This window comes from Paraglaciecola sp. (assembly GCF_039943935.1).
GTDB lineage: Bacteria > Pseudomonadota > Gammaproteobacteria > Enterobacterales > Alteromonadaceae > Paraglaciecola.
Genome location: NZ_JBDUZQ010000022.1, coordinates 93,609 through 119,033 on the forward strand (window position 1 = coordinate 93,609; position 25,425 = coordinate 119,033).

22 protein-coding genes are annotated in these 25,425 nt (G+C 37.0%); 1 reads left to right on the top strand and 21 read right to left on the bottom strand.

The genetic code is table 11. The annotated features are described in order from the left end of the window. Positions 1–121 precede the first annotated feature (121 nt). The gene (locus tag ABJD71_RS14415) at positions 122–3,640 is read left to right on the top strand and encodes a 6-hydroxymethylpterin diphosphokinase MptE-like protein (protein ID WP_348170760.1); all 3,519 of its coding nucleotides are present in this window, start codon (positions 122–124) and stop codon (positions 3,638–3,640) included. 10 nt (positions 3,641–3,650) lie between these two features. Here the strand turns inward: ABJD71_RS14415 and ABJD71_RS14420 are convergent, their stop codons facing one another. From ABJD71_RS14420 to ABJD71_RS14520, 21 genes are all read right to left on the bottom strand, one after another. Next, entirely contained in the window at positions 3,651–4,643 is a 993-nt protein-coding gene (locus tag ABJD71_RS14420; RefSeq protein ID WP_348170763.1) for a TIGR00180 family glycosyltransferase, read from the bottom strand. Further along, entirely contained in the window at positions 4,633–5,337 is a 705-nt protein-coding gene (locus tag ABJD71_RS14425) for a hypothetical protein (RefSeq protein ID WP_348170766.1), read from the bottom strand. Before ABJD71_RS14425 ends, ABJD71_RS14420 begins: the two co-directional genes overlap by 11 nt. After that, positions 5,334–6,470: an HAD-IIIC family phosphatase gene (locus ABJD71_RS14430; RefSeq protein WP_348170769.1), complete on the bottom strand. Its 1,137-nt coding sequence runs from the start codon at positions 6,468–6,470 to the stop codon at positions 5,334–5,336. The genes ABJD71_RS14425 and ABJD71_RS14430 overlap by 4 nt, the downstream gene beginning before the upstream one ends. After that, a complete protein-coding gene (locus tag ABJD71_RS14435) occupies positions 6,463–7,854 on the bottom strand; it encodes a MaoC/PaaZ C-terminal domain-containing protein (protein ID WP_348170772.1) in 1,392 nt (463 codons plus the stop codon). Before ABJD71_RS14435 ends, ABJD71_RS14430 begins: the two co-directional genes overlap by 8 nt. Next, positions 7,838–8,467, bottom strand: coding sequence for an SGNH/GDSL hydrolase family protein (locus ABJD71_RS14440; RefSeq protein ID WP_348170776.1), 630 nt, complete (start codon positions 8,465–8,467; stop codon positions 7,838–7,840). Before ABJD71_RS14440 ends, ABJD71_RS14435 begins: the two co-directional genes overlap by 17 nt. A gap of 91 nt (positions 8,468–8,558) precedes the next feature. Further along, entirely contained in the window at positions 8,559–9,269 is a 711-nt protein-coding gene (locus tag ABJD71_RS14445; protein WP_348170779.1) for an acylneuraminate cytidylyltransferase family protein, read from the bottom strand. After that, entirely contained in the window at positions 9,269–10,222 is a 954-nt protein-coding gene (locus tag ABJD71_RS14450; RefSeq protein WP_348170782.1) for a dihydrodipicolinate synthase family protein, read from the bottom strand. Before ABJD71_RS14450 ends, ABJD71_RS14445 begins: the two co-directional genes overlap by 1 nt. A 12-nt stretch (positions 10,223–10,234) precedes the next feature. Continuing rightward, a complete protein-coding gene (locus tag ABJD71_RS14455) occupies positions 10,235–12,478 on the bottom strand; it encodes an N-acetylneuraminate synthase family protein (protein WP_348170785.1) in 2,244 nt (747 codons plus the stop codon). Between the two features lie 131 nt (positions 12,479–12,609). Then, positions 12,610–13,311, bottom strand: a complete 702-nt coding sequence (locus ABJD71_RS14460; RefSeq protein ID WP_348170788.1) for a phytanoyl-CoA dioxygenase family protein — start codon at positions 13,309–13,311, stop codon at positions 12,610–12,612. Positions 13,312–13,314: 3 nt separating this feature from the next. Further along, a complete protein-coding gene (locus tag ABJD71_RS14465) occupies positions 13,315–14,781 on the bottom strand; it encodes a hypothetical protein (protein ID WP_348170791.1) in 1,467 nt (488 codons plus the stop codon). Positions 14,782–14,835: 54 nt separating this feature from the next. Then, the gene (locus tag ABJD71_RS14470; RefSeq protein ID WP_348170794.1) at positions 14,836–15,495 is read right to left on the bottom strand and encodes a methyltransferase domain-containing protein; all 660 of its coding nucleotides are present in this window, start codon (positions 15,493–15,495) and stop codon (positions 14,836–14,838) included. Positions 15,496–15,651: 156 nt separating this feature from the next. Further along, positions 15,652–16,836 (bottom strand): glycosyltransferase, encoded by a 1,185-nt coding sequence (locus ABJD71_RS14475; protein WP_348170797.1) that lies wholly within the window; start codon positions 16,834–16,836, stop codon positions 15,652–15,654. A 6-nt stretch (positions 16,837–16,842) separates the two neighbouring features. Continuing rightward, positions 16,843–17,373: a methyltransferase domain-containing protein gene (locus ABJD71_RS14480; RefSeq protein WP_348170800.1), complete on the bottom strand. Its 531-nt coding sequence runs from the start codon at positions 17,371–17,373 to the stop codon at positions 16,843–16,845. Positions 17,374–17,382: 9 nt separating this feature from the next. Beyond that, a complete protein-coding gene (locus tag ABJD71_RS14485) occupies positions 17,383–18,588 on the bottom strand; it encodes a hypothetical protein (protein ID WP_348170803.1) in 1,206 nt (401 codons plus the stop codon). Positions 18,589–18,590: 2 nt separating this feature from the next. Further along, on the bottom strand, positions 18,591–19,502 hold the full coding sequence (locus ABJD71_RS14490) for a LicD family protein (RefSeq protein ID WP_348170806.1): 912 nt from the start codon (positions 19,500–19,502) through the stop codon (positions 18,591–18,593). An 8-nt stretch (positions 19,503–19,510) separates the two neighbouring features. Continuing rightward, positions 19,511–20,596 (bottom strand): phosphonoacetaldehyde reductase, encoded by a 1,086-nt coding sequence (locus tag ABJD71_RS14495; RefSeq protein WP_348170809.1) that lies wholly within the window; start codon positions 20,594–20,596, stop codon positions 19,511–19,513. After that, a complete protein-coding gene (aepY, locus tag ABJD71_RS14500) occupies positions 20,596–21,720 on the bottom strand; it encodes a phosphonopyruvate decarboxylase (RefSeq protein ID WP_348170812.1) in 1,125 nt (374 codons plus the stop codon). The genes ABJD71_RS14495 and aepY overlap by 1 nt, the downstream gene beginning before the upstream one ends. Further along, on the bottom strand, positions 21,720–23,021 hold the full coding sequence (aepX, locus tag ABJD71_RS14505; protein ID WP_348170816.1) for a phosphoenolpyruvate mutase: 1,302 nt from the start codon (positions 23,019–23,021) through the stop codon (positions 21,720–21,722). The genes aepY and aepX overlap by 1 nt, the downstream gene beginning before the upstream one ends. A gap of 115 nt (positions 23,022–23,136) precedes the next feature. Beyond that, positions 23,137–23,862, bottom strand: coding sequence for an SDR family oxidoreductase (locus ABJD71_RS14510; RefSeq protein WP_348170819.1), 726 nt, complete (start codon positions 23,860–23,862; stop codon positions 23,137–23,139). Then, positions 23,855–25,162 (bottom strand): class I adenylate-forming enzyme family protein, encoded by a 1,308-nt coding sequence (locus ABJD71_RS14515; protein WP_348170822.1) that lies wholly within the window; start codon positions 25,160–25,162, stop codon positions 23,855–23,857. Before ABJD71_RS14515 ends, ABJD71_RS14510 begins: the two co-directional genes overlap by 8 nt. Beyond that, positions 25,162–25,422 carry an acyl carrier protein gene (locus tag ABJD71_RS14520; RefSeq protein WP_348170825.1) on the bottom strand — a complete coding sequence of 87 codons (261 nt, stop codon included), beginning with the start codon at positions 25,420–25,422 and terminating at the stop codon, positions 25,162–25,164. Before ABJD71_RS14520 ends, ABJD71_RS14515 begins: the two co-directional genes overlap by 1 nt. Positions 25,423–25,425: the final 3 nt, after the last annotated feature.

Sequence of the window (25,425 nt, forward strand, 5' to 3'; positions counted from 1 at the left end):
TTATAGACAACTATACCTATTTATTAAATCCCATACCTGTATACAAGAATTGATTGCGAAGCAGCCCTGTTAAATGGAATAATCAAAGAAATGATTGATATTAAAAGGGTTTATATAAAAGATGCTTAAAAATATTCGACTGCATATTGAAAAAGATGAAGAAAAACAAGCATTACTTGATGATAAACTCGCGGTTCATATTCTAAAAACTCAAAAAAGTAATATAAATGCTTTTCAGAGAAATATTCCATCTTTGTTAAGTTACGTAGAATCGACCGATTTAAGTAACTATTCACTTTTTATCAATAAACATGGTGAACACAACATAGTAGATTATGGGCAAGGAAGAACAGTTTATGGATTCCATCCAAAAAAAGAAATTTTAGAACAATTTACTCAAAAGCAACATCACTGCCCTGCAATACTATTAAAAGAAAACCTACCCAATAGTAGTAGTGAAGTGAATGAAAATGAACAGCCCCTTGACAGTATTCAATCACTAAATAGCTACACACTAAAAGAACAGCAAAAACCATTACCCAAAAACATAGATTGTTTAGTGGTATTAGGGTGCGGACTCGGACTACATCTAGAGCTTTTACTTAAACAACACAACATTAAAAACTTGATTATTTATGAGCCTGAGCTTCAATATTTCAAATGCTCAGTAATGACTATTTCTTGGAGTAATATCTTTTCTTTGGTACAACAAAAAAACACATCAATATTTTTACAACTTGGAAAGGATGGTAGGGATCTATTAACAGACATAAATGAATTAAGTAACCACTGCAACATATCAAATTTCCATTTATACAAACATTATAATCATCAGGTTTTTGATTCGCTGGAACAAGAAATTGTTACTCGAAATTGGGTTGATATTCAAGAGCGTGGCTTTTCAATTAAAACAGAAGGAAGCTACTTGGATTACGTACCAAGTTGGACTCCAAATGTAGATCTAAAGCAACAAACTTTGTTGGCAGCCCCACACGAAAAGCTCAGCAATAACCTAGAGGCTTTTAAAAAGTATTTCCCAAATATTTATGATGAATTTAAAAATTATACACCAAAAAAATGGCTGCCTACTGAAAGCGCTTGCGGCGAAGTAAATCTATTACATATTAAAAACCTTCATACACTGTATGGCAATTTCCCCGAAACAGAATGTCTTCTCAATTTCGAAAATTTTAATGAACAACCTAATAAAGATGGATTAGTACTTGGATACAAAGGCACCAAATTAGCTCACTATATTCATTATCAGTTTGTAAAAGAGACTGAAGAGTTGTTACAACAAGCAGAAGAAAAGGTAGGTGCATTACCCGAAAACGTCCCATCAATAATCATGTTTGGTTTAGGCGCTGGGTATCAATTAGAAAAATTATTAAACGAACATACGGTCGAAAAACTCTTTATATGTGAGCCAAACTCTGATTTTTTTTACGCTTCTTTGTTTGCCATCGACTGGCAAAAAATCTTCGAAACAGTCGAACAATCAGAGTCTCGCATTTATCTTAATATTGGAGATGACGGCACTAACTTATTTAGAGACTTACTCAGCCAATTTTATGCAATTGGCCCATATATTCTGAATAGTACTTACTTCTACCAAAGCTATTATAACGCATCTTTAAATTCTGCTATCAGTCAGCTTAGAGAACAATTACAAGTCGTTATAGCTATGGGAGAATATTTTGACCATGCATACTATGGAATTTCGCACACCAAAGAGGGGATGAACCGTAAAATCCCAATCCTAACGGCCGCCCCAAGTGAAAAACTAAGTTACGATGACAAAGAGGTTCCCATCTTCATTGTAGGTAATGGCCCTTCTTTAGATTCATCTATTGATGCCATCAAAGAATGGCAAGGACAGGCTGTAGTCATTAGCTGTGGCACAGCGTTACAAGCACTACACAGGCATAACATCACACCAGATTTTCATGCTGAAATAGAGCAAAATCGCTGTACCTTTGATTGGGCAGCATTAGTCGGTGATTTAAAATACTTGAAACAAATCACCCTGATTTCATGTAACGGCATTCATCCGGATACTTGTGATTTATACAAAGACGTTATAGTGGCATTTAAAGAAGGGGAGTCATCTACAGTATCAGCTTTAAATATATTAGGGCGAGAAAACTATGAGGTGTTACAAAACGCCTTCCCGACAGTAAGTAACTTTGTATGTGATTTATTTAGCTGCATGGGGTTTACCAGCATTTATTTAATTGGGGTCGACTTAGGCTTTGTTAGTGTAAAACATCACCACTCAAAATCGTCTGGTTACTATCAAGATGATGGTGAAGAAACCTATGATTATTCTGCTAAAAATAATACATCTATAGTTGTACCTGGCAATTTTAGGCCTACTGTAAATACCAAACACGAATTTAAAGTATCAAGACAAGTTATTGAGCAAGTAACAGCGGCAAAACCTAAAGCCCAATCTTTCTATAACTGCAGCGATGGAGCGAAAATAAAAGGCACCTTACCTATTAGACCCGATGACCTGTTGATTGTTGCAACAATTGAACAAAAACAACAAACATTAGATGCTCTTAAAACCAAAGTGTTCTCATCAAGTGGTTTAGAAAATTATTCAGAAAAATTCGAAAAGCAATTTTCACAAGAATTGCTTCTTAAAGAACTCAGTGCCTTTGAGGCTTTATTAGAAAAAGAAATCACCTGCGCCGAAGATGTGAAATTTATTATTGATAGACAAAAAGAAATGTTATTTGCCTCCTATAAAAAAGGTAAGTCCCTATTGTTTTATTATCTATATGGAACGGTTAATTATGCAAATGCGGTTTTAACTAAATTGAATGCCAGCACCACTGACTTTGGAAGTAACAGCAAGTTATCCCAAGTATTAGAAAAGTGGTCTGAAACACTCCAAGTCATAACAAATCAATTAACTTCGATTAATTACATTGATACTTCTTCATTTTCAAAAAATAAACGAGAAGTGAATTTAATTGAGCAAAACTTATCCAGTTGTTCTATTGCAATCGTATCTAATTCTAAAATATTCAATTATTGGGCGATGAAAGCCATTTATGAGACCTACAAATGGAAAGGTAAAGCGGTAGATATATTAATAGATGACTCTACTGCTGATATAAATGACTTCGAATACGACTACATCATTACTTTTCAAGATAATCAGTACCCAAAAATCAACTCTAAATGTATAAAAAAAGGCAAGGTAACCTCAATTTTCATCGACAATAGTGGGCAGCTTTATGATAACACAAGCTTCGGGAGCCCAATAATCTATTGCCCAATAGTGGACCTCCAAAAAGGCAGCCTATTAACAGAGCGCTATATTTCTCGTCAGAGTTTAAAGTTAGTACTTAGTGCCTCTGACTGCGATATTGCACTATTAAAAGCAGCAAGGCGTGAGGATTATAAACCAGATAGCCCATTGAGTGTTTTAATTCAAAAAACCTACATTGCAATAGAATTTGATGTTTATGTAGCGCTTTTCGATAAAAAAGAAACTAAAATAAATTTTGCCAATAAGCTAGGCTCTAGAGGGACAAGCATAACAGGGAATATAAATTCAGAAATGCTAACGTTAATTACTTTATCTAATGAGAAGTTTGAGGCCGCCCTCATGAATAATAAAATATAAGGCTTTCATTTTATTCACTGAATTTTCTAATATAATGTCTGACCCCTTTCAACTCTGATTTAAGCTGAGTTTCATCGTATTGAAATACACCATTGGAAAACAAGCTTTCATAGGTACTTTTATCTAAACCTCGACGGCTACACATTTTGTCAAATAATGATTGAATGAAATGTGCATGATAACCTACCGGTAAAGCAATATTTTTTGATTGGATAAATGCATTAATAGGTGAAAAATCTATATCAGACAAAGAGTCACAAAAGGAAAAGTCTTTTTGTAAATAGCTAGGGTAACTGCGGTTGGCATTTGAAATTATTCGCTCCCCCATATTCTTAAGTAACCATAATTCTGGCAAATATCTGATATTTCCTAAAGCTGCGACCACAAAACAAATGATAAAAGGGGTACAATTTATGGGCCAGAATTGGCTATTATTTTTAACCATACTATAGGCTGCTTGTGCAACTGGCGTTCTGTATAATGAATAATCAATCCCGCCAATATGCTTTAAGTTATAAGCAACCCTCTCCCAAGGGTCATTGCAGCTAAAGTTATCGTTAATTAATTTAAGTATATGTCTATTGGAATGTTTATTAGAAAGCACAACTTCGGATGGATAAAAAGCGACAGCATTATCTTCAATAGTACGAAACCTTGCATGATAACCATTTACTAATACTACATCTCTATTTGCCTCTAGGTAATCAACTCCTTTATAAATCGACTCTTTAACAACAAAATCATCATCCGCACATGGCAGCACATAAGGTGTGTTAATATCCTCAAAAACTTGAGCATATTTTTCAAAAAACTTCCACTTAGGGTTAGCTACCCAAGTTACAAAATCTAAATTTTCCGGTTTTTCTAAAGCAACCTCTGAATTGTCAGCCACAACAATATCGCAACCTAAACTAGCGTAATAACGGCAGAGCCTTTCAACATTTCCTAATCGTTGATAAATCGGAATAACAATCGTCAATAGTTTAGAAATATCAGTTGTCATAACGAGTTTTCTCTAATAAAGCAGTAAATTCATCTTGGGAAAGATCAGATAAACTTAACCACCTACGCATTTCATTAAAAACATTTAACTCTTTCAAGGCCAAGTCAAATTTAAAATAAAAAACATTCTCTGGCTTTACCCCTGCAACATTAGGTTGCATATATTTTTGCCTAACATATTCAGTTGATTTTGATTTAAACCATGAACCAGAACTGGATTTTCCTAACTTTTCCTCTACATGCTCTTTAACCACCACAAGCACTCTTAACTCTGGGAAAATTGTCTTCCATATAGGTAAAGTTAAGCTGTTTCTAGGGTCTTTCCACCCCCAATTCCCATCTATATCTATTGTTTTTTTATCCCCGAAATACTTGGGGAAAAGTAGATCGATATCGATATGGCTTTTCAAGGTTTCTAGCATTGAGTCTGATGAAATTTTTTGCTCCCATTTTTGAAACCAACTTAATTCACTGGTTCGTAAACCAACCGGACAATCAGTAAGGACAGTTTGCAGCATAGTCTCATTGGCAATTTGGAAACACTTAGACTCATGGGTCGCTCGTTCAAACATGCTGCAAGTTGTATCCGCCCCTGCAAATACGCCCTGCCATCTTAATAGCTTGGTCGTATAAGAAGTACCGCCTCCATGACAGCCACAAATAAGAATTGGCGACATTTTAGAATCAAATTTCACTCGAGGTTCTCCGAGATGCTAATCCAGCTCTGCGCTTGTTCATTTAGCAAATCAACTGCAACTGGATCAACTATATCTATAGCAGGTCGATTAAAATAGTCGTAAAGAAAGCACTCAACTTTCATACCTAAAATTCTACAAGAAAATAAGAAATGCACAGCTTGGTTATCTTGTAAACAAACCAGTCCTACAACACCATAATCTCCATACTTGTCTGAAACTTTAATCGCGATACTTCTGCACTTTGACAATAAGGTTTCCAATTCAGAGTCTGATTGCCTAAGTTTAGTAAAATTTAACTGATTAGTGCGACTAACCAATTCTTGTAACCTAGTCAGGTGCGCATCTACAGGGACAAGTGTTACTTGAATCTGGCTATCTTTTAAGAAAGAGGAATTATCAGAAAAGTTAGTTTTGGCGATATGTTTCTTCTCTAACAATTTGTACTGGTTAAGTCTTTTAAGGCTTTTATCTTTATTATTGGCGTTTTCATTCATCAAACCATTTAGCTTTTCTTCGGCTAACTCTGCTTCACAAATTTGAATTTTTGGACAACAATGGCGAACTTCATGGAGGTTTAGCTTATTATCGTCAATAAATAGAACATTAACACTCCTAAGCTGCATGTCCGATATGATCTGGGCACATCTAGCTCCTTTAGATTCCCAATTTATTGAGGGGAACACAAAATAGTCCCAAAGCTCAAACTCCTGCAATTTCCTGCGGGTATTCTCTTTATCATTTTTTGAACAAATGCTATGCATTACACCGGCTTCACATAACGGTCGAATATATTCAGCTAAGCTCAATAAAAAGACCTTATCATCCTCACTTAGTGTGCCACGCCAAAGTGTGTCATCTAAATCCCAGATTATTAATTTAGTCGCAATAGATACATCAGTGGGTAGCCCGTTTTTGTCAATATCATTTAGAAAAGTTTCAAAACTACTGGTATCTAGGAAAATGTATTCATGGGCCATAGCGAATTCTAACAATGCTTCAAATTTAACGCCTGACTCTTCTGCAATTTCACAACACACATCAGCTATCGACAAAGAATCAACACGAGTTGCCAATTGCTCTTCAACAAACATGGTCTGCTCGTATTCTTCCATAAGAAATGCTTTATCCACTTAATAACTCCATTTCTGTTATTACTTTAGAAATATAACTAATTGGGTCTTCACTTAAAGCAAGGTAAGTTGCAGTTTGTCTTGATTCTAGCCTAGGTAACCTTTTTACAAGAAAAGTTATGTTAGGGTTCTGATTACCGTACTGCATGCACCAAGTTTCCATTGCAGCTTTAGCAGCTGCATAAGTTGCCATTCCAGCAACCGGCTCTTCGATGGCAATTGTAGAAGGTATAAATACAGCACAAGGTTTACAATATTTTAAGTAGTCATCCAGTAAATCTATATACACAGCTGAAAATTCACAGAACTTGCCTAAATCAAAGCTATCAGGTGTACGGTCAAATACATTTGGGGTAGGAAAATAATAAAGATGAGTAAACTCATGGTTAAGCATAACCGCTTCTAAACTATCTAAGTTATTCACCTGTATGCCGAGGGCCAGACCATTCGAATACAGCTCTAGAGTCTTAACTCTTTCATCTTCAGTTTTGTAAGTAAACACCACAGACAAGCCTGCTTGTACTAACATTTTTACTGTTATTTCACCTAGGCTACCTGTTCCGGCTACCACCAAAGCTTTCTGTTTTAAATTTTTCAGAGGATAACTACTTGCAAACTCGTTACTTGGGGTTGCCACCGGTAAAACTGATACTTTACAAACAGCTTCAATAGTTGGGTTACTAGCAGACAAAACAAAACTACCTAGCCGAGTTTTTACTCGCGCCACCTCAAATTTAAGTGAGTCAATTTCCAAACTTGAGCGCTGTGATTTAAAACGAATTTCATTAAACAGAGCTCTTTGTCCGGGGACTTTCATCCCAATTAACCTGGTAATTGCGAGTAAAAAAGCACAATGATTAAAACTCAATTGTTTTGATATCAATGGAAAATGTATTTGCAATTGTTCGCTGTTAACACCTAAGTCTATTTCTCCACTTTCATCTTTAACTGATTCAATATCATGTGTATTTATCTGCAATGGTGAAAAATGATTAGGCGTGTTTAACTTAAAATAGTCCCAATTTTCCGCAGATATTTCTTTGAACGAAACATGACATTTAACCAGTAAGGTTTTACGATTTTCTGTATAGACACTACAAGTACAAACGCCGGCAGACTTTTCAAAAAATAAAACACTTAAAACTTCACTACAAAAACCAGGCTTAATAAAGCCACAATGTAAACTCTCAATTTCAAAAAAATTATTAGGTTTTTTATCTAAAAACATCTCTAAACAATGGAATATTAATTCCATGCCATGTATGACGGGCCTACCAAAAGAAGTTTTGGCTGCATAACTCTTATCTATATGCAGGGGGTTATGATCGCCAGAAAGAGTTGAAAAGGCTTTTGTCTCTGGATGAATTTTAACCCAGTGTTTCATTCAACTTGTCCAATAAAAATGGAATAACTATTTTTTTGGCTCCATACCGTGTTAAATGTCCCTCATCAGAACTTAAACAAAGCCAATACTCATCATTTTTTTCTATTTTTAATGTTTTAAATACCGGATAAAGATCAATTAACAACAAGCCTAATTCGTTAGCTACTTTACGATTTACAGCATAATAATCATCTAAATTAAGGTCTCGACCTTTAGTACTAATCGGGGTTGTAGTCCATAAAATAATTTGACAGTTAGGTAATTGCTCTTGAATCCGACTAATTAGAATTTTAAGGTTATTTTCACACTGTCGGAGACTAACCCCACCGCGCGCTTCCCCGTCTCCGTTATTTTTAGCGTCATTGATTGCCCATTCCATCATAATGATATCGGGCTGTTCATTAATAACCTTCTGTTGCAGGTTATCTAAGCCCCATAGAGAATTAACCCCGCCTAAGCCCCGTATTAAAAACTCCACTTGATTTGGGTATGTTTTCTCCCACAAGCGAGACAAAGCAATAACCCAAGGATTAGGCCTTAAGTTATCTGCGAAAAAACAAGGACCATAAGTTAAAACTTTTAGGTGCTCCCCTTTTTCTAACCGTTTAATCAAACTTTCATTCTTTAAAATAACCTAAACCTCCGTAGAGCCCAAATACAAGGGCTTTGCACTACTCCATAACTTAAAATTTAACGAACCTCAATTACTCATCAAGCTTGAGGTTGTTAAGTAAATACTCTGCTAGATAAAAATCAAATTCAGTATCAATATCTACAGATTCTGAGCGTTTCATTAAAAATGGAACTGAATCTTGGTAAAATGTACGAGTGTCAGAGCGACGCATATCTACCAAACTCTTTAAATAGATAGCCCCATTTGGATGAAAATATGACACCTGATCTTGGCTTCTAGTATTGCCTGTTAACATAGGGTTGGTTTCTAACAGAGGATTCCAATTATTTTTATCCTCCATACTAAATGCAAAGCTCACAGGTGCTTCATATTCAACAGCAGAAAAAACCCCACAGCCGACCTCTGTAGCCAATGAAACAACCTGTTCAATATGTTCACTACTTCTTAAGGGCATAGTTGGCAAAGCTAGAAGAAAGTGTTCTGTATCATTGTCGAAAATGTTATCTATATTTTGTTGTAGATAATCAAATATTTTAACTTTATCACCTGCTTCTTCAGGGCTTCTTAGACTGAGAACCAACCTATCAGAACAAATAAACTTGCATACCTCATCCCAATACTCTTTTGAATCAGTAGAGAAAATCACTTTTTTAATACTTGGTGCATTCAGGCAAGCCTCAAGAGTCCAGACAACTAAAGGCTTGTCTGCCAACATTTTTATATTTTTATTTGAAAGTCTTTTTGAGCCAGAACGTGCTGGCACAAATGCAGTGATTGACATTACTTTTGCATTCCCCAATTTTTCCAAGCTTGACTCACTTGATTAAAGACTTGCTGCACCTCTACAAACTGTTGGTCGTTTAGATGCTTAAGAGGCATACGATCCCGACGGTGCATAATACCCGCTGCCTGTAACAGGGCTTTGTTAGTACGGTGCCAACCAAATTTAGGCACAACAGTTGAAAAAAATGGTTTCTCTAGATCATTAATAACAAAATCTAATGTAGCTTCATCATTTGATTGACACGCATCCCAAAATATCTCAGCGATTGACGCATCTACAATTGAAATCCCGTTTAACCATGCCGTCGCTCCATAGGGAAGATACTTTCTGAAAGCGGCCTTTCCCCCACCGGCTATAATAATTTTAATATTTGGCTCTAAAGACAGAGCCTTGCATGTTATGTCAAAATCTTTCGCATCTTCTTTTAATGCAGCAATTTGAGGAATAGAAACTAAACTTTCTATTGTACTGTCTGGCCAGTGCATTTGTGTTCCATTGTAACCGGATAGAAATGGCATTTCGTGAACCAATAATGGAAAGTCAGACTTCTGCCCAATATAATCAAAGTGTCCTAAGACTTGCTCATCATCAAAGTATTTCTCTCTCAATATCAAAGAGATTAAGTCTGCCCCTAACTCTTTAGCATGTAGAGTAAAATCCAAGCTTTGTTTAGTTGAGCAATGAATAGGATCACCCACTATGACTATGTTGCTTTCATCTAAGTTTTTTAAAGTTCGTATACAAAACCCATTCAACTCATATATTTCTTCTGTAGTGAGTTGTGAGTACCTAGAATTATATGCCATGACATAAAATCGTTTTGCACCTTGCCTGTAGAGCAAATGCAGGTATTTTTCTAATGATTCATAATCAATGCTTTCATCAAGCTGGAAAGGTGTAAAAACTGTATACCATGGACCGGACATTTTAGATTTTAGAGATTCAAACACATTTTAACCTTATTATTTAATTTTTGACTCTAGATAGTCCAGCGCTTGCCAGAATCCTTCACCATTATTTTTATGGCCTTGCCACACCTCTGGAATGAAAGGGATGTTTGGAGCAAATTCCTCTAACATTTTACCTAGACGGGCAAAGTCAACATCACCTTTACCAAGCTCAACTCCTTCACCATCTAAACCTGATGCGTCGACAATATGTAAGTGCACAACATAGGGTCCTACTATTTTTATAAACTCATACAAATCAGTTTTGTTGTGATTACAAGCCATCATTGAATGAGAAATATCTAAACAAACTTTAGCCCCTGTTCGTTCACAAAACGTACGAATTTCCAGCGGCTCAACAAATAAGTTATGGTGGCTTTGTCCACCAAAATGCCAAGGAAATGGCGGCATAGTTTGGATAGCAACAATTACACCAGAATCATCAACTTTCCCTAAAGCATCAGCTACCAAGTCATATTTAAGAGCGACTTGATTGGCATCCAAAAATGTATCCGTACTCCAACCACCAGCATTTAAAACTAACACCGGATTTCTAGTCTTTGGGAAAAGCTCATTTAATATACGAGTATGGTTTATTACCCCTTGTAAGGCCTCAATAGAGTGTTGTCTATATTGGTCATCAAAAGACGATAAATCGAGTAAATGGTCGTTGGCAAATAATTCTGGGGCATGAACCGCCAAGTCAATAGAAGTTTGAGGACTAATAAATTGATTAGGAACTACCGATAAATCATTGTAGGACAGGTGAAACTCAACAAAGTCCAACTCTACTTCATTTTTCAACGCATTAAAGTCATGATAACGCACTGGCACACCGTAAGGTCGCGAATATTGATAACGAGATTTTTTATTGGAAAGTCCATTAATATCGCTATCATAGAAAAAGTCACCTTTTTCAATATCCCGGTTACTAACTTTTCCTAATAATTCGGATAATCGGTTAGGTTGAACTCCTCTACCAGGTGATTTTACACTCACCATATGGTGCTCTATTACACTACCTTTAGAAATAGCTTGCTTCGCAACTAAACTTTTAGCCAATACTTCTCTGTTTATCATTTCTCCTTGAGTAATTACTCTAGAGTGCTGAGTATTTCCTTTAGCAAGCTCTACGTTACGTATATCTTGTGTCATGGCTGCCAATTCATCAGGTAGCAAGCTGACTTTATGATCGTTTCCTTCAAGGGTAACGTCTAGGGTAATATGTTTTTCAATGACTTTAACCCCGAGTGCGACGGCAGCAATAGGAATACTCCATCCCCGCTCATGACCAGAATATCCCACAACCCATTGACTTAACTCTTGTAGTTTTGGCAAATAAGCTAAATTAATATCTTTAAAAGGGGTGGGATAAGTAGAATTACAGTGCAATAAAATAAATTGGGCTTTATGCCGTTCTAAAAACTCAATACTTTGCCGAATTTCATCTTCAGTTGACATTCCTGTGGAGCAAATCATAGGCTTGCCAGTTGCTGCGATTGCTTCGAGTAAAGGGTAATTTGTAAAATCTGCAGAAGCTACCTTATAGGCTTTCATGCCGTAGGCTTCTAATTTTTCAAGTGAGTGAATGTCCCAAGGAGTACATAAGGGGGTAATCCCTTTGCTTTGACAATAGTTAAAAACTTCGAACATATGTTGATCACAAAGCTGGTATTTATTCAACAAGTCAATTGTATACTGAGTACCAATATCTTCATTTTCAATGCCCTTTTCTCTATAAAGAGCATCCATAGATCGCATTTGAAACTTAACACAATCTACCTTTGCCGCTAAGGCCACATCGACCAACTGTTTAGCTAGCGTCATATCTCCTTGATGATTATTACCCACTTCAGCGATAATATATGTGGGATCTTCAGCTGAAATTCGCTTGTTATCGATAGTAATAAATTTAATGGTATTTTGAGCTATAGCGACTAAATGCCCGGCTGCATCCACTAGAGGTAATGAAGATAGCCCCCCAGTCATTGTTTGATGTAAATCTCGCTGATTAACATCAATTGATTCACTTCGACAATTTAGGTTACATACTTGAATGACGGGTGTTTCTAAATTTATTGAGGTTTGAATCAAAGACCAACGTCGAAAGTCGCCATCGGCCAAACATCCTATCAAATGATTTTTTTCATCCACTACATAAACTAATTTGTGCTTATTTTTTTCTATCTTCGCCAGAGCAGTACGCAATGAATCATTAGTCGACACTACAAAAGGTACAAGATTTTTGTGTAAAACCACTCAAAAACTCCAATGACAAAATTAAGAGAAACAAAATGTAGGGTTATTTTGTTCTAATACATAGTTTATCGCCACAAAACTCTAAACCAATAGCTTTTTATACCCTAACCGGATTGCTAATCATTTTATCATTACCAAGCACGACAATGAGAGCGAATAATCCATCTATGTTTACCCGTCTCTACTAATCCTCCAAGATGAAAGATATCTGTATCAAAAAGAATAACGGTACCGGCTTTACCATAAATAGGCTGAGTCTCTCCTAATAATTTACTCACATCAGGAAAATCAATTTCCGAACGATTAGGCACATTCCCATACTTTTTATATTTTTCCCAACCTAGATGTCGCAAACTTCTACCTAATTCATGTGAACCCGGTACTACAGAAAAAGGGCCACACCCTTCAGTTACATCTGAAAGATAAACCATTACCTTAAAGGCCCAGTTACGGTCAAAATGTAGATAACCATTTCGTGCTAAACCTCTATCATTTCTTACTTCTTTAGTCATATAGATGTCTTCACAAAATGTCCCCTCGCCATTAGTCACGCTATCAAACACTAAACGAAACAAAGGATGTGAAAAATAATTACATATCTTAGGGTACTTCGATGCTTGTTTTGCAATTGAAGATTTAACAAAAAGCTTTTCTGCCACCCCAGGGCTATATTCTTCAAAGTTACGTCGTTCCGCTTCTTGGATAATTTCGCTGGCCTCAGAGGTAAGTTGGCTGCAATCAATTAAATGGTGAGGAATAACACATACCCCCGACTCTTGGATTGTTTTATAAATACCAGGCTCATCTAATGTTTCGACGACAAATGTAGACATAATTTATTTTAACCTTGCCAAAAAATAATCAACGGAATGCTTGGCTTCTTCAATAAACCCCGACGGAGTGATTGGAATGTCTAGAATATCATCAATGCTAGCTAACACCTGCTCAAAGTTGGATGCATAAACTAAGTGTTTACACTTAGAGATGAGACTTTGATAGCCGAATTCAGCATGCTTATCAAAAAATATAGTGGGAACATCAAACAGCTCAGCCTCAAAAGCACAGGTAGAAAAGCCAGTCATATGAACCGCCACATTAGGAAACAAATGGTAAAGGTGACCATCACTTACGTTAACTATGTGATTATTAGACAAATCTACTAACTTATTCCAAAAAGAAGCGCGCATTCTAAATCTAGGGTGTTCCCTTACCCACCACTCCCATTCATCTGAAGTTTGTTTAATGACTTCAAACATAAAATTAGGAAACAAAGAAGGCTCTTGTAGTGTTAACAATATAACTTTCTTTTTATGGCTTTTTTTAACCTCGCTCAAATAAGGTGAAATATAAAAATTTCCAGTTAACCTAACATTATGAAAACTGGTTTTATCCACCCATTCACTCATATAACCAAAGGTGTTTTTACTCCAAACCCAATAATTTTCAGGCAGTAGCTCATACCCTTTATCATTTATTAACGTCCAACGTGAATAGTGTGGGTGTGTCTCATCTTGAGAACCGTGCTGATATTCTGTTGTTTTTATCCCTAACTTTCTAGCGGCTAAAATAAAAGAAATGGCAATAAAATTACAGTAAACAATGTTTATTAAATGTTTTACATCATGTTTAAGCAGCTCTTTTTTAAAAACACTCGCTAATTCCTCAATTCTTCTTACCTCCAATAACAGGTTTTGCGGATTAAGATAGATAGCAATATTTTCTTTAGCAAACACACAATTGATGTGATCAACAGCCGCAAGCCATTTTGAGCTACAATTTTTTTTGTGTATACCAAGCACTGACAGAATTTGGTATTTGAGGCCTAGTAAATCAGGCATTAAATAGAGAAGCTTTGAATCAGATGCTCGTTTTTTCTTTTGTTTAAAATTGAATGAGTATTCAATTAATCCTATTGAGTCACTATCTGCGCTGCTATTTCTAAGGGCATCGGCATGCTGATTCAAAAACCCTGCTTTAGTTGCTCCATAGCGATGCACATAAGGGGCAACGATCATAGTTGTGTACTGAACTTTTTTGAGATTCGAGCGGCGATCTAACCAGTTACAGTACCAAAATGATTGAACTATTTTTTTGCAAGTTTTAATTACTTGTGTCGACACTAGACTTAGTTTTGAGCTTTTAACCGTCTCTTTGTGCTGTTTTTTTAATCTAGCTATGAGTGAGATTCTAATGTGTGGCCAAAAGTTAACGTTTTGAAAAGTGAACGCATCGGGTATCAGCCCACCTTCTATGATTTCTATAATTCGAATAATTTGTGCGTTAGATAGAATCTCTTTACTCATATAATCATTATACTTAATATGAACTTCTAGCTCTGAAAACTGACAGTATTGAAACTATTTATAACCAACAAAGAGTTTTTCTCCTTCTATTAACCCATATTTATTGTATTTAGAAAATTTAGCTTTATCTGAGCGCCAATCAAAAACATCTGCTTTAAACCCAGCTTTGGATAGTAAATCTGGATAGTCTTGTCCATACAACCTGACATGATCTTCTTGTCCGTATCGACTCAACCTTTCTTCGTCACTAGATACAGAAGGGTCATAAATAGTCTGCGATAATGCATTACCAATCGGCACCTGCAAGATACAAAACCCTTTTTTAGGCTTAAGTACCCTCAAAATCTCACTCATTGCTTTTTTATCATCATGTACATGTTCCAATACATGATTCATTATAATTAAATCAAACGAATCGCTTTTAAAAGGAATTTGAGTTACATCAAAACTAACATCCGCCCGCGATTGAGAAATATTGGCACGTATATATTGTATATTCCTTTGCTTTTGTAGAGATTTCATTAGTAACGGTTCTGGGGCAATATGCAACACTCTACCACCGATTCTAAAAATAGAAGTTCGCTGTTTCAAGTAGAGATATACTAAGCGTTCTCGATCCATTGAGCCACACACTAAACATTGAGCATTATCCCTATACCCACCTCCAACAATATCTAAGTCTTCAAACAATGGTAACTTTAAACCCGCAGGCATAAATTTTCTTTGGGGTCTTAAGCAAAAAGGGCAAATATATTTAATTCCCCATACTTTTGTCCATCGTTTAAAACGCCTTATTTCTCTAGAAAAATTCATAAACTTGAGAGTATCCAATTGCAAACTTAGCTTCTGATTATAATTTATCGGCTAAGACTAAAAACATATGATTTTATTTTTAAGAGATGGACAATATTCTAGAATATTATTTGTCATAATCTTGTAGTGATTATCAGTGGCGAGAATAATTGCTGCAACCTGGTCAACATCAATTTTATTTAAATAACTAATTGGCTTAACAGGTTTTCCAATACAGAAATCGCGCAAAGGTAAACTATCTAAAAACCCCATAGCCTCTTTACCCATACCTTCGTTCACTAATCGCCCGTAATAGTTATCCCCGTAGATAAAAATGTGCCCGTTCAGTTTGGATATCTTTCGTTTTAATAGCTTCAACCTTCGCTTTAAAATGAATACTTTCCTTAAACCAATCAGAACAGCTTTAAATCCATCTACTCTTAAAAAATAGAACATAAACCAAAAATACTTAGAACGAAATAGAGCCTCCGACAAAGATAGCTCTTTAATTGCTTTAGGTAGCAAAGTGAGCCAATGAAAATAACTTGCTGATCGAATAGTAAAAAACTCTCTTCTTTGATTAAAAAAATCAAGTGAATACTCGAAACTTATATTTTGCCCGACACTATCTTGACTAGACTTGTGTCTTGTACACATAGCTTTTTCTAAAAAATTAAACTGAATGCCTTTTGCTTCAAGCTTTAGACAAAAATCCCAATCTTGATGGCCGGTGAGTGATGAATCAAAAAGACTATCAAGGGCAAGCTGTCTGCAGATAGTAATTGTGGAAGTAGGCGCCCCTACACGCTGGTTTCGAACAAAACAGTACTCAGTAAATAACTCATCACTAGCAATTCCTTTGTCAGGAATAACCTTACCCGAAGCTATACGACACTGATGATAAACAAACTTTACGTTGCGTTTTTTTGTATAGCTGTAGACCTCTGATAGCTTGTTTTTATCCCACTCATCATCAGAATCCAAAAAACATACATATTTACCTAAAGATGCTTCTATCCCTACATTTCTAGCATACGCTCCGTTAATATTTTTTTCATAACGAATGAGTTGAATCTTACTACCGCCAAGCGCGTTAACCATAGTAGTAATCTCTAGGGCAAACTTAGCAGTTGAGCCATCATCCACCACAATGACTTCAAAATCAGAGAAGTCTTGTCGTATAACAGACACTAAAGCTCGTTTTAGTGAATCCACTCGATTATAAACAGGAATCACAACAGAAAAGTATGGTTCTGCCTTCATGCTAACCTAACAAGGCCTGATTGCTTTTGCGACTAAATGAATGTCATCTTGAATAGTAATATCAATATTTACGTATCCATTTCTTTCTAAAACATATTGCATACGCCGCTTGTTATATCCTGATTTATGAACATCCCAATACGTTTGGTTATAGTTGGCTTGATTAGGATTGCATTCCCGTTGCCATCCAAAAATACTAGCAAAAGCATGCCGTGCGTCCGACCACTTCTCTTTGATGGTGACTTCGTTCCATTCTGCTTTCAACCACTGTTCACAATGATAATCCATATTTGGCACGATCAAATGTAGCAATCCACCAGGTTTAAGCGCTTGAAACCAATCTTTTAAAGCAAACTCGCCTTCCATAGCAGTTAAATGCTCAAACATATGACGACTGTATATTTCATCAAAACCTTGCTCTTTCTGACTTAACTCCCAAGCCTGGCAAATAATATCGATGCCTTCCAACGCTCTAATATCGCCATGCAAGTACCCCTCCCTTCTATCTTTACCACAACCTAAATATATCTTTTTCATCATTTCACCTTAAGTTGGGTCCACCAAATTAGTGTAATTTAACAAGTTGTATTGAAAATCAGTATCAAATCTAGAGATCTGTCTATCAACCATAGCGGCGAACAACTTATCTTTTTGGCGTAAGTGTTTCGCCAAAATCGATTTTCCTTCAGTGATCACATCAACACCCGCTAGTGCAGCTTCATATAGTGTACTAGACGTTATCCCATGAACTTTTGATGCTGATTCTAGTAATGTTAAAAAAGGTAAATTTGAAAAATTTTTACCTTTGTAATCATATTGCCTGCGTTTAGGATCTTTTGGATGAGGCTTAAACATGATTTTTTGACGTGCGGGATAAAACTCAACGATATAATCAATGAACTCCTGCATTCCATTAGTAAAGCGCGAACAATTTACAACATTTGGATCATCAGGTACTTGCAAGGGAACTAAAATGTAATCTTTAGCGATGTATCTAAAACCATCCAAGTATGATGCTTTAACTCTCTTTAACTTTTCAAAATGCTTTTGCTCCACCCAATCTAGGTCGTCTGTCATTAAGCTACAATTTTGATTAACACCCAACTTATCCAAATAAAAATGTTCTGACTGAGGAAAAAAACCATATTCCATATAGGTTAACTTGTGATTAGCAAATACCTGTCTACCAATGTCGTAAAGCGCTCTTTGACCACTAAACATGATCACATCTTGGCAACTAAAATACTGTGAATAATAATACAAAGTTAACGGGCATATAGATGCCACCACCTTACCTTGCCTAGCAAAATAGCGTTTAAACTGACTTAACAATGGATCGTGCTTGACTACCCCATTTGCATGCTCCAGTAATACAATGGTTTTTTCAGGCGATTGTTGTTCGATATTTCTATGCTGAATAAAAGGATCGACCAAGAGCACTTTTTCAATCCGGCTATGATCAGCCTCAGCTAAACTTAATAATTGGTTATATTGAAAATTACCAATATCCGAGCCAATTAATACATTACCCTTTGCTTGTTTGGGTGAAATTAATGATTGCGTACAATTTTTTTGGCTTTCAGCAATGCTGGCTTCATGTTCAATTACACCAGTAATATTAGAGCTGAATTGTTGATATATATTCTTCGCAAAACCGCCAGTACCAAATAACATAAAAGAAAACTGAGAAATTTTCTCAGGTGAAATTGGCACAACCTTTTGCAATAAACTAACAAGCTTAGGATCTAACACACTTAAGCCTTATTGATCGTTTGTAGCCTTCTCTTCTCAGCTTTAATATCTGAGAAACTAATTTCTTGAAGGTGGGCGTAGTCTGTTAATTTGATGTCTTTTTTCGGTGTTGCCCAATCACCGTATTGAAATGTCAAATAAGCAAGGTAATCGGCAGGCACTTGAATAATATTACCTTGCCATTCAATCACTGAAAAGTCTGAAAAATGATGCTGTGGTGCATACCACATACCCATACTAGGCAAATGAATAGACCTACCGCCCTGCTCTTTTCTGAATGAAATAGATGTTGTAAACACCAACAAATCTTCTGATTCAGAGGTGAATTTTAATAAGATAGAAGTCATTAAATTATTACCATCAGTGACTTTTTCCATACGCCAATCTATGTCCGGGTTGTTTGCCACAAAGCCAAAAACTAAGGTTTCTATTCGTTGTGCATGGTCTTGAGGAGCAGCAAAGTCAATATCATCATCCCAACGAATAATGTCTTTATCACGCACTAATCCTAGTAGGGTTCCGAAATCTACAACAAGCGGAACATTTTCCTCAACCGCTAACTGACTTAGCCCTTTAATTATTTTTCGTCCCAAGAGTAAACTTTGCTCACAATAGAAAGGCAATTCAGTTTTTAATTGGTTTTTAGCTGGCAATATAATTTTATCATCAGGCACATTAAATTCCTCAGTTAACTGTGCCTTCACTGCCATAGCCCACTGTGTGGTAATAACAATCTCATCATATTCCAAGTCATTTAATGATTTAGGTGAATAAACTGGTAAGTCAAAGATAACTGTACCGACCTTATTAAGATCATTGTCCAACATTCCAACAAAGTCTCTTTCGTGATGTGTATTGTCAATGAAATAACCTGCACCAGGTCCCGCACCAAAAAGAAGAGTTTTAGTTTTCATCATTGCGCCTATAATTCAGCTAAGATCTGACTTTTTTGTAAAATAGTTGCCACTAAATCGTTGTCTACAGCAGCTATAAAATTGCCTGTTCTACTTTTATCAAAATTCAATTTAGACAAACCTTGAATATCATCCCAACTAACCATTGAGGAAAGTGCATTTGAAAAGTCTATCTCTGCTAATAGCTTGTTAACGTTAGGCATCAACTTTGAAGGGAGCCCTAATTTTTTCTCGCCATGTATGTTAACTATGGCAAGTAAAGTAAAACTGCATGCTAACCCATGGGGCACATTATATTTAGAGGTTAATGGATACGATATAGCATGGGCTATTGCTGTTTTAGTAATTGATATTGCTAATCCTGCAAGTGTCGCCGCGCACTGTAAATCTTTTCTAGCTTGCAAGTTATCCGGCTCAACTAACGCCTTAGGTAAAGCGGAACAAATTAACTCAATAGCGTAAAAGGCAGCTTCTTCACTAAACTGAGTTTTATTTTTGTTCCATATAGATTCCAACGCATGCGATAAAGTATCTAGTGCAGGATAAAGCGTATCAGTGTAGGGCAACGTCAGAGTTAACTGCGGGTCTAAAAGTGCCGCGTTAGGTTTAATACCATACAAAGAATGCTTACTATTCGTTTTATTTTCCCACACAGTTGCAAAAGGCGTCACTTCAGCGCCTGTGCCCGATGTGGTAGGTATCCCAACTAAATTAATACTACATGTTAAATCATTTCGACTTAATAACTGTTCAATAGGTTGGTTTGGGTAACTAAACATTGCACCAAACACTTTAGCGGTATCTATTACACTGCCGCCACCTAAGGCTACTATATTAGTTATCTGTTGTTCAGCTAGTTGTTGGTAATGGGTTCGAATAAAGGTTTTCTCAGGGTTTGGTGTAACTTGATCGAATACGATCACCCGCTCATGACCTAAAGCTTGAACAATGGTAGCTACTGTGCCTCTTTGCCTAAACCCTTGGCTTGTAACCAACAAAATATTGCCATCCTTCAATAACGGCACTACATCGCTAAGGTAATCTTCAGTTTCAATAATGTTTACTTCAGAGTAGTCTGCAAGCAAGGTAGCCATTACATGCTGCCCACATGCTGCATAAACACGGTTTTATTTTCTATTGGGCTAGACGTAGGGCGCCCTAAATCTTTTCTCGCACCTTTCGCAATCTTAATTTCAAATAATACTGGGCCAGAATTAGGCGTAATACGTGACCAATTAGCCACTATTTCTTGTTCATTTTTAGCGGTTATATATTGTTTATAACCGCAAGCCAATGCCATGTCTTTTAAGTTAACATCGCCGGCAACCGTAGGCTGACCACCAACCGACTCATGGCAAGCATTATTCAATACAATATGGATTAAATTGCGAACACCATGGCAACCAATTATGGGTAACGCCCCCATATGCATTAACATCGAACCATCACCATCAATTGCAATCACTCGTTTTTCAGGAGCTCCCAATGCGACGCCCATAGCGATAGATGATGTATGCCCCATTCCCCCTACGGTTAAAAAATCAGATGCATTTTGGTTTAGATTTTTTCGTAACTCAAAAACTTCTCTAGACGTTTTACCTGTAGTAGAAACAATCACGTCTTGTGCTTCAAATTCATTTAACAGCACAGTTAAAGCTTGCTCACGCTTTAACTGGCTTGTTGTTGATACTGAAGTGTCACCTTTAAATTCAGTAAACACGCTCTTTTTAACTAAGATTGCCACTGGTCGACTTTGTTCATGCATGGTATGTAACAAAGGTAAAACCGTGGCTTGAAGCGCAGTATCAGCACTTAATACAACATAAGGGATATCCATAATGTGTAATTGCTGTTCAGTTATCTCACCTTGTTTAACATGTTGCGGCTCGTCTTTAACACCGGGCTCTCCACGCCATCCAATTACCATTAACATAGGAATGCTATAGACTTTAGGGTCAGCCAAAGACGTTAATGGATTAACTGCATTGCCTAACCCAGAGTTTTGCATATACACCACAGCGGGGTTACCGCTTCCCATATAATGCCCCATAGCTAATGCCACCGCATTGCCTTCATTTGCAGCAATTATATGTTGGTCAAAGGAATAACTATCATCAATAAACGCACACAAGTTTTTTAACAGTGAATCTGGTACACCTGCGTAAAAATTAATATTAACTTTTTCTAACACAGCACAAAAATCAGCTGGGCTGATCATTATTTACCACCGGGGATCAATTCTAAAATTTGTTTAATTGGCATCATGCTGCTATCCACTTCTGCGGAACGGCCGTTCGTTAAAATAGAGGTAGCAGTATTCACCATAGCGGGATAGGCGCTACGCAATAATTGGTTAGCGTAAATCACTACGTTAACACCTCTAGCAACCAACTCCGATTCATATACTTTGTTATAACTAGAAGGTACTACGACTAGAATTTTCTTATTTTCGAGTGCTGCATATTTATCACAAAACTCAAAAATTTCATCTGTTGTTTTTTCTCGACTATGGATCATAATACCGTCAGCACCAGCAGCTAAAAAAGCTTTCGCTCGCTCTAGCGCATGGTCAATACCCTGCCCTAAAATCAAGCTTTCAATACGAGCAATGATCATAAAATCATCTGTTGCTTGGGCATCTTTACCAGCACGAATTTTTGCGCTGAAGTTTTCGATACTATCTTGAGTTTGTGCGACGTCAGTACCAAAAAGAGAATTCTTTTTAAGGCCCGTCTTATCTTCAATGATTACCGCAGACACACCCAAGCGTTCTAAAGTTTTCACAGTAAACACAAAGTGTTCTGTTTTACCGCCTGTGTCGCCGTCGTAAATAATAGGTTTAGTGGTGACTTCAAGGACTTCATTTAAGGTGCCCATTCTTGACGATACATCTACCGCCTCTATATCAGGTTTTCCTTTAGCGGTTGAATCTGTAAGGCTACTTCCCCACATTCCATCAAACTCTTGTGGTCCGTTTTCAGTGACGACTTTAGTATTCTCGATGATTAGGCCAGACAAAGCATTATGAATATCTAAAAACCTTACTAAGGGTTTAGCATTCAGTATTCTTTTCAATGATTTCAGACGAATTTGTGGAGTAGTACCAATTTCTTTCATTGCTTGATGCAATGCAGATGACGAAATACCTTGAGTGTAAGGCACTTCAATTAGTTCGCCTTGCCATTGTGCTAAACAATCAATTACAGATTGGCGAACATTTTTCTGCACACCTTGTTGCCAGTCGTCACCGTGTACAACATAGTTGGGCTTATATTTCTCTAAGTTGGGAACATAATCTAACGTGGTTTGTGGAACGACTTTACTCACGCCTTTAATGTTTTCTACTACTTGCTGCCTTTGTTCAAAGGTCATAAAAGGGACACGTTTGTAACTTGCAATAGCTTGATCAGTTAATAAACCAATAGTAACTTCACCTAGCTCTGTCGCTTTTTTTATTATATTTAGGTGGCCCGGATGAACTAGGTCTACACTCATTCCCACGTATACTGTTTTGGTCATTTCTTTTAGCTTTCCATTCAATACTGCAACATGTTGGCACACAACATGACTTTTTAATGATTTATTTTGGTTTATATCGACTATTTATTTAAGAGCTTTAGCCGGCTCATTTAACTTAAGCGGTACTGCCTGCATCAACTGTCATTACTGTGCCTGTTATTGATTTAGCTTGTTGGCTTAATAAATACATCACCATGTCAGCAACATCATCGACAGTGGCGAGTTTGCCCAAAGGGCTGCGACGCTTTACCGATTCTAATTTTTCACCTTGCAGGTTGTCAGTCATGTCGGTTTGCATATAACCTGGAGCGACGCAGTTTACCGTTACTCCGGCTTTCCCTACCTCTCTCGCTAAAGACTTAGTAAACCCTTCAAGAGCCGCTTTACTTGCACCATATACACTTAAGCCATTAAAGCCAGTTTTAGCGATAATCGATGAAATATTAATGATTCGTCCTGTGCGATTTAACAACATTGAACGCATCAAGTACTTACTTAACAACATAGGAGCCTGCACATTCACACGCATAATATTATCTATATCACTATTTGGCATAGTCGCTAACACGCCATCATGGCCTACTGCAGCATTGTTTATTAATCCATAAGGACGGCCAAACTGTTTCGTGATTTGGCGACATAATTTGGGTATATTTTCTAGGTCAGAAAGGTCTGACTTTATATAATGGCATAGTTCAGAGTGCGTTTCGGTCAACGCTTGCAATTCATCAGAAAAAGTACGCGCTATGGCAACAACTTTATACCCAACATTAAGTAGCGCTTTGCTTGTAGCTAAACCTAAACCTTTACTTGCGCCTGTCACAATCACATAGTCAGACATTTATATTACTCCGAGATAATTTACCCGATGAATTAATTTCCATTCTAGTTACTTGTCTTAATTTTACAGGTATTTCAAAACGTTGCAGCTTCAACTTGCACTGCGATCTGATTTTTTTAACCAAAACACTCCAATCTAAACTCGGGTTTATAGTAATCTCTGCCTCAACCAACGCGCCTAAAACACTATTAGCTTTAGCATAAACTCTTACCTGTAATACACCTTCGACTGACAGCAGTACCGACTCAACTTTCTCTGGGTGCACTTTGTTACCACCCACATTAATAATACCGCTTGCTCTTCCTAAAAATAGTACTCGGCCTTTGACCAACTCAACTCTATCTTCTGTGTCGAGAAACCCATTTTCATCAATTCGGTTAACAAGGCTTTTATCAAGTCGCCCTTGGGGTTTAATACGTAAGTGTTGGTTGCCATCGACTTGTAGCTCTGCACCATTTACTCCTTCTTGCAACCAAGATTGAGGAAACCCCGCTTTTTTATCAGAAACGACAAAGCCCACACCTGCCTCTGTAGATGCATAAATATGACGAATATTTGCAATAGGAAAATAATGGCTTAACGCATCAATTATCCCTTGGTCGGCGATTTCGCCTCCTAAACTAATATGAGAAAGTGATAAACTGTGTAGTTGATTGGTCATCAACAACTGTCTCCACATACTGGGAGTGGCTGATATTGCAGAGACGTTTTGCTGGGCATATACGCTAACCCTATCAATGACATTGGTCTTTTCGGTTACCACTAAACTAGCACCACTTAACAAAGCTTGCAGTGTTACCTGTAAGCCAGCAAAACGATGTGGCTCATATAAGCTGCCCCAGCATAAGTTTTGCAGTGTTGCAGATATCCTGGTTTGACGAATGAGATCACTAAACCTGTGAGAAAACCATTTAGGCATTCCAGATGTGCCTGAAGAAGCTAAATACCATTTTGTTTTAATAGGTAAAGATAACCCATCGTTTTGGGAAGTTACTGTACTTTTACTGCAATCGGTTTTGCTATTGATAGGCCAGTGACACACATCTTTAGGAATACTTTTGATTGAATCGCGAGAACACAAATATAGCGCGCCACAAAAACCATCAAAAGCGACCAAAGCAGTGACAAAAGAAATAGTATCGGTATACACAACCGCTACACTTTTTGATTTAAGCTCGGAACAACCAGAGCGTAAAGCAGCAGATTGCTCCAAAAGTTGTTTGGCCGTTACCTTACTATCATCAGTAATAATTACACTTAATTGACTAAGGTCGAGGAGTTTTTTTTCGAAGGTAGGCATTAGGCAAGTTTACGATCATAACCTTGTTGATAAATAACCACAAACTCTGCAAATGTAGAGGGATATATGGTGATGGCCATTTCTGTAAAAGGATCTAACCCTAGCTCTTCTTCTAGTTGACCAACCAACATGGCATAACCCAGAGAGTCGAGCCCAGACTCTAATAACACTGTTTGTGCTTCAATCGGGGTAATAAGCTTGCAGTCACTAATTTCTGCGACTGCTATCATGGCGTTTCTTACAACTTGTTCTATATTCACTGC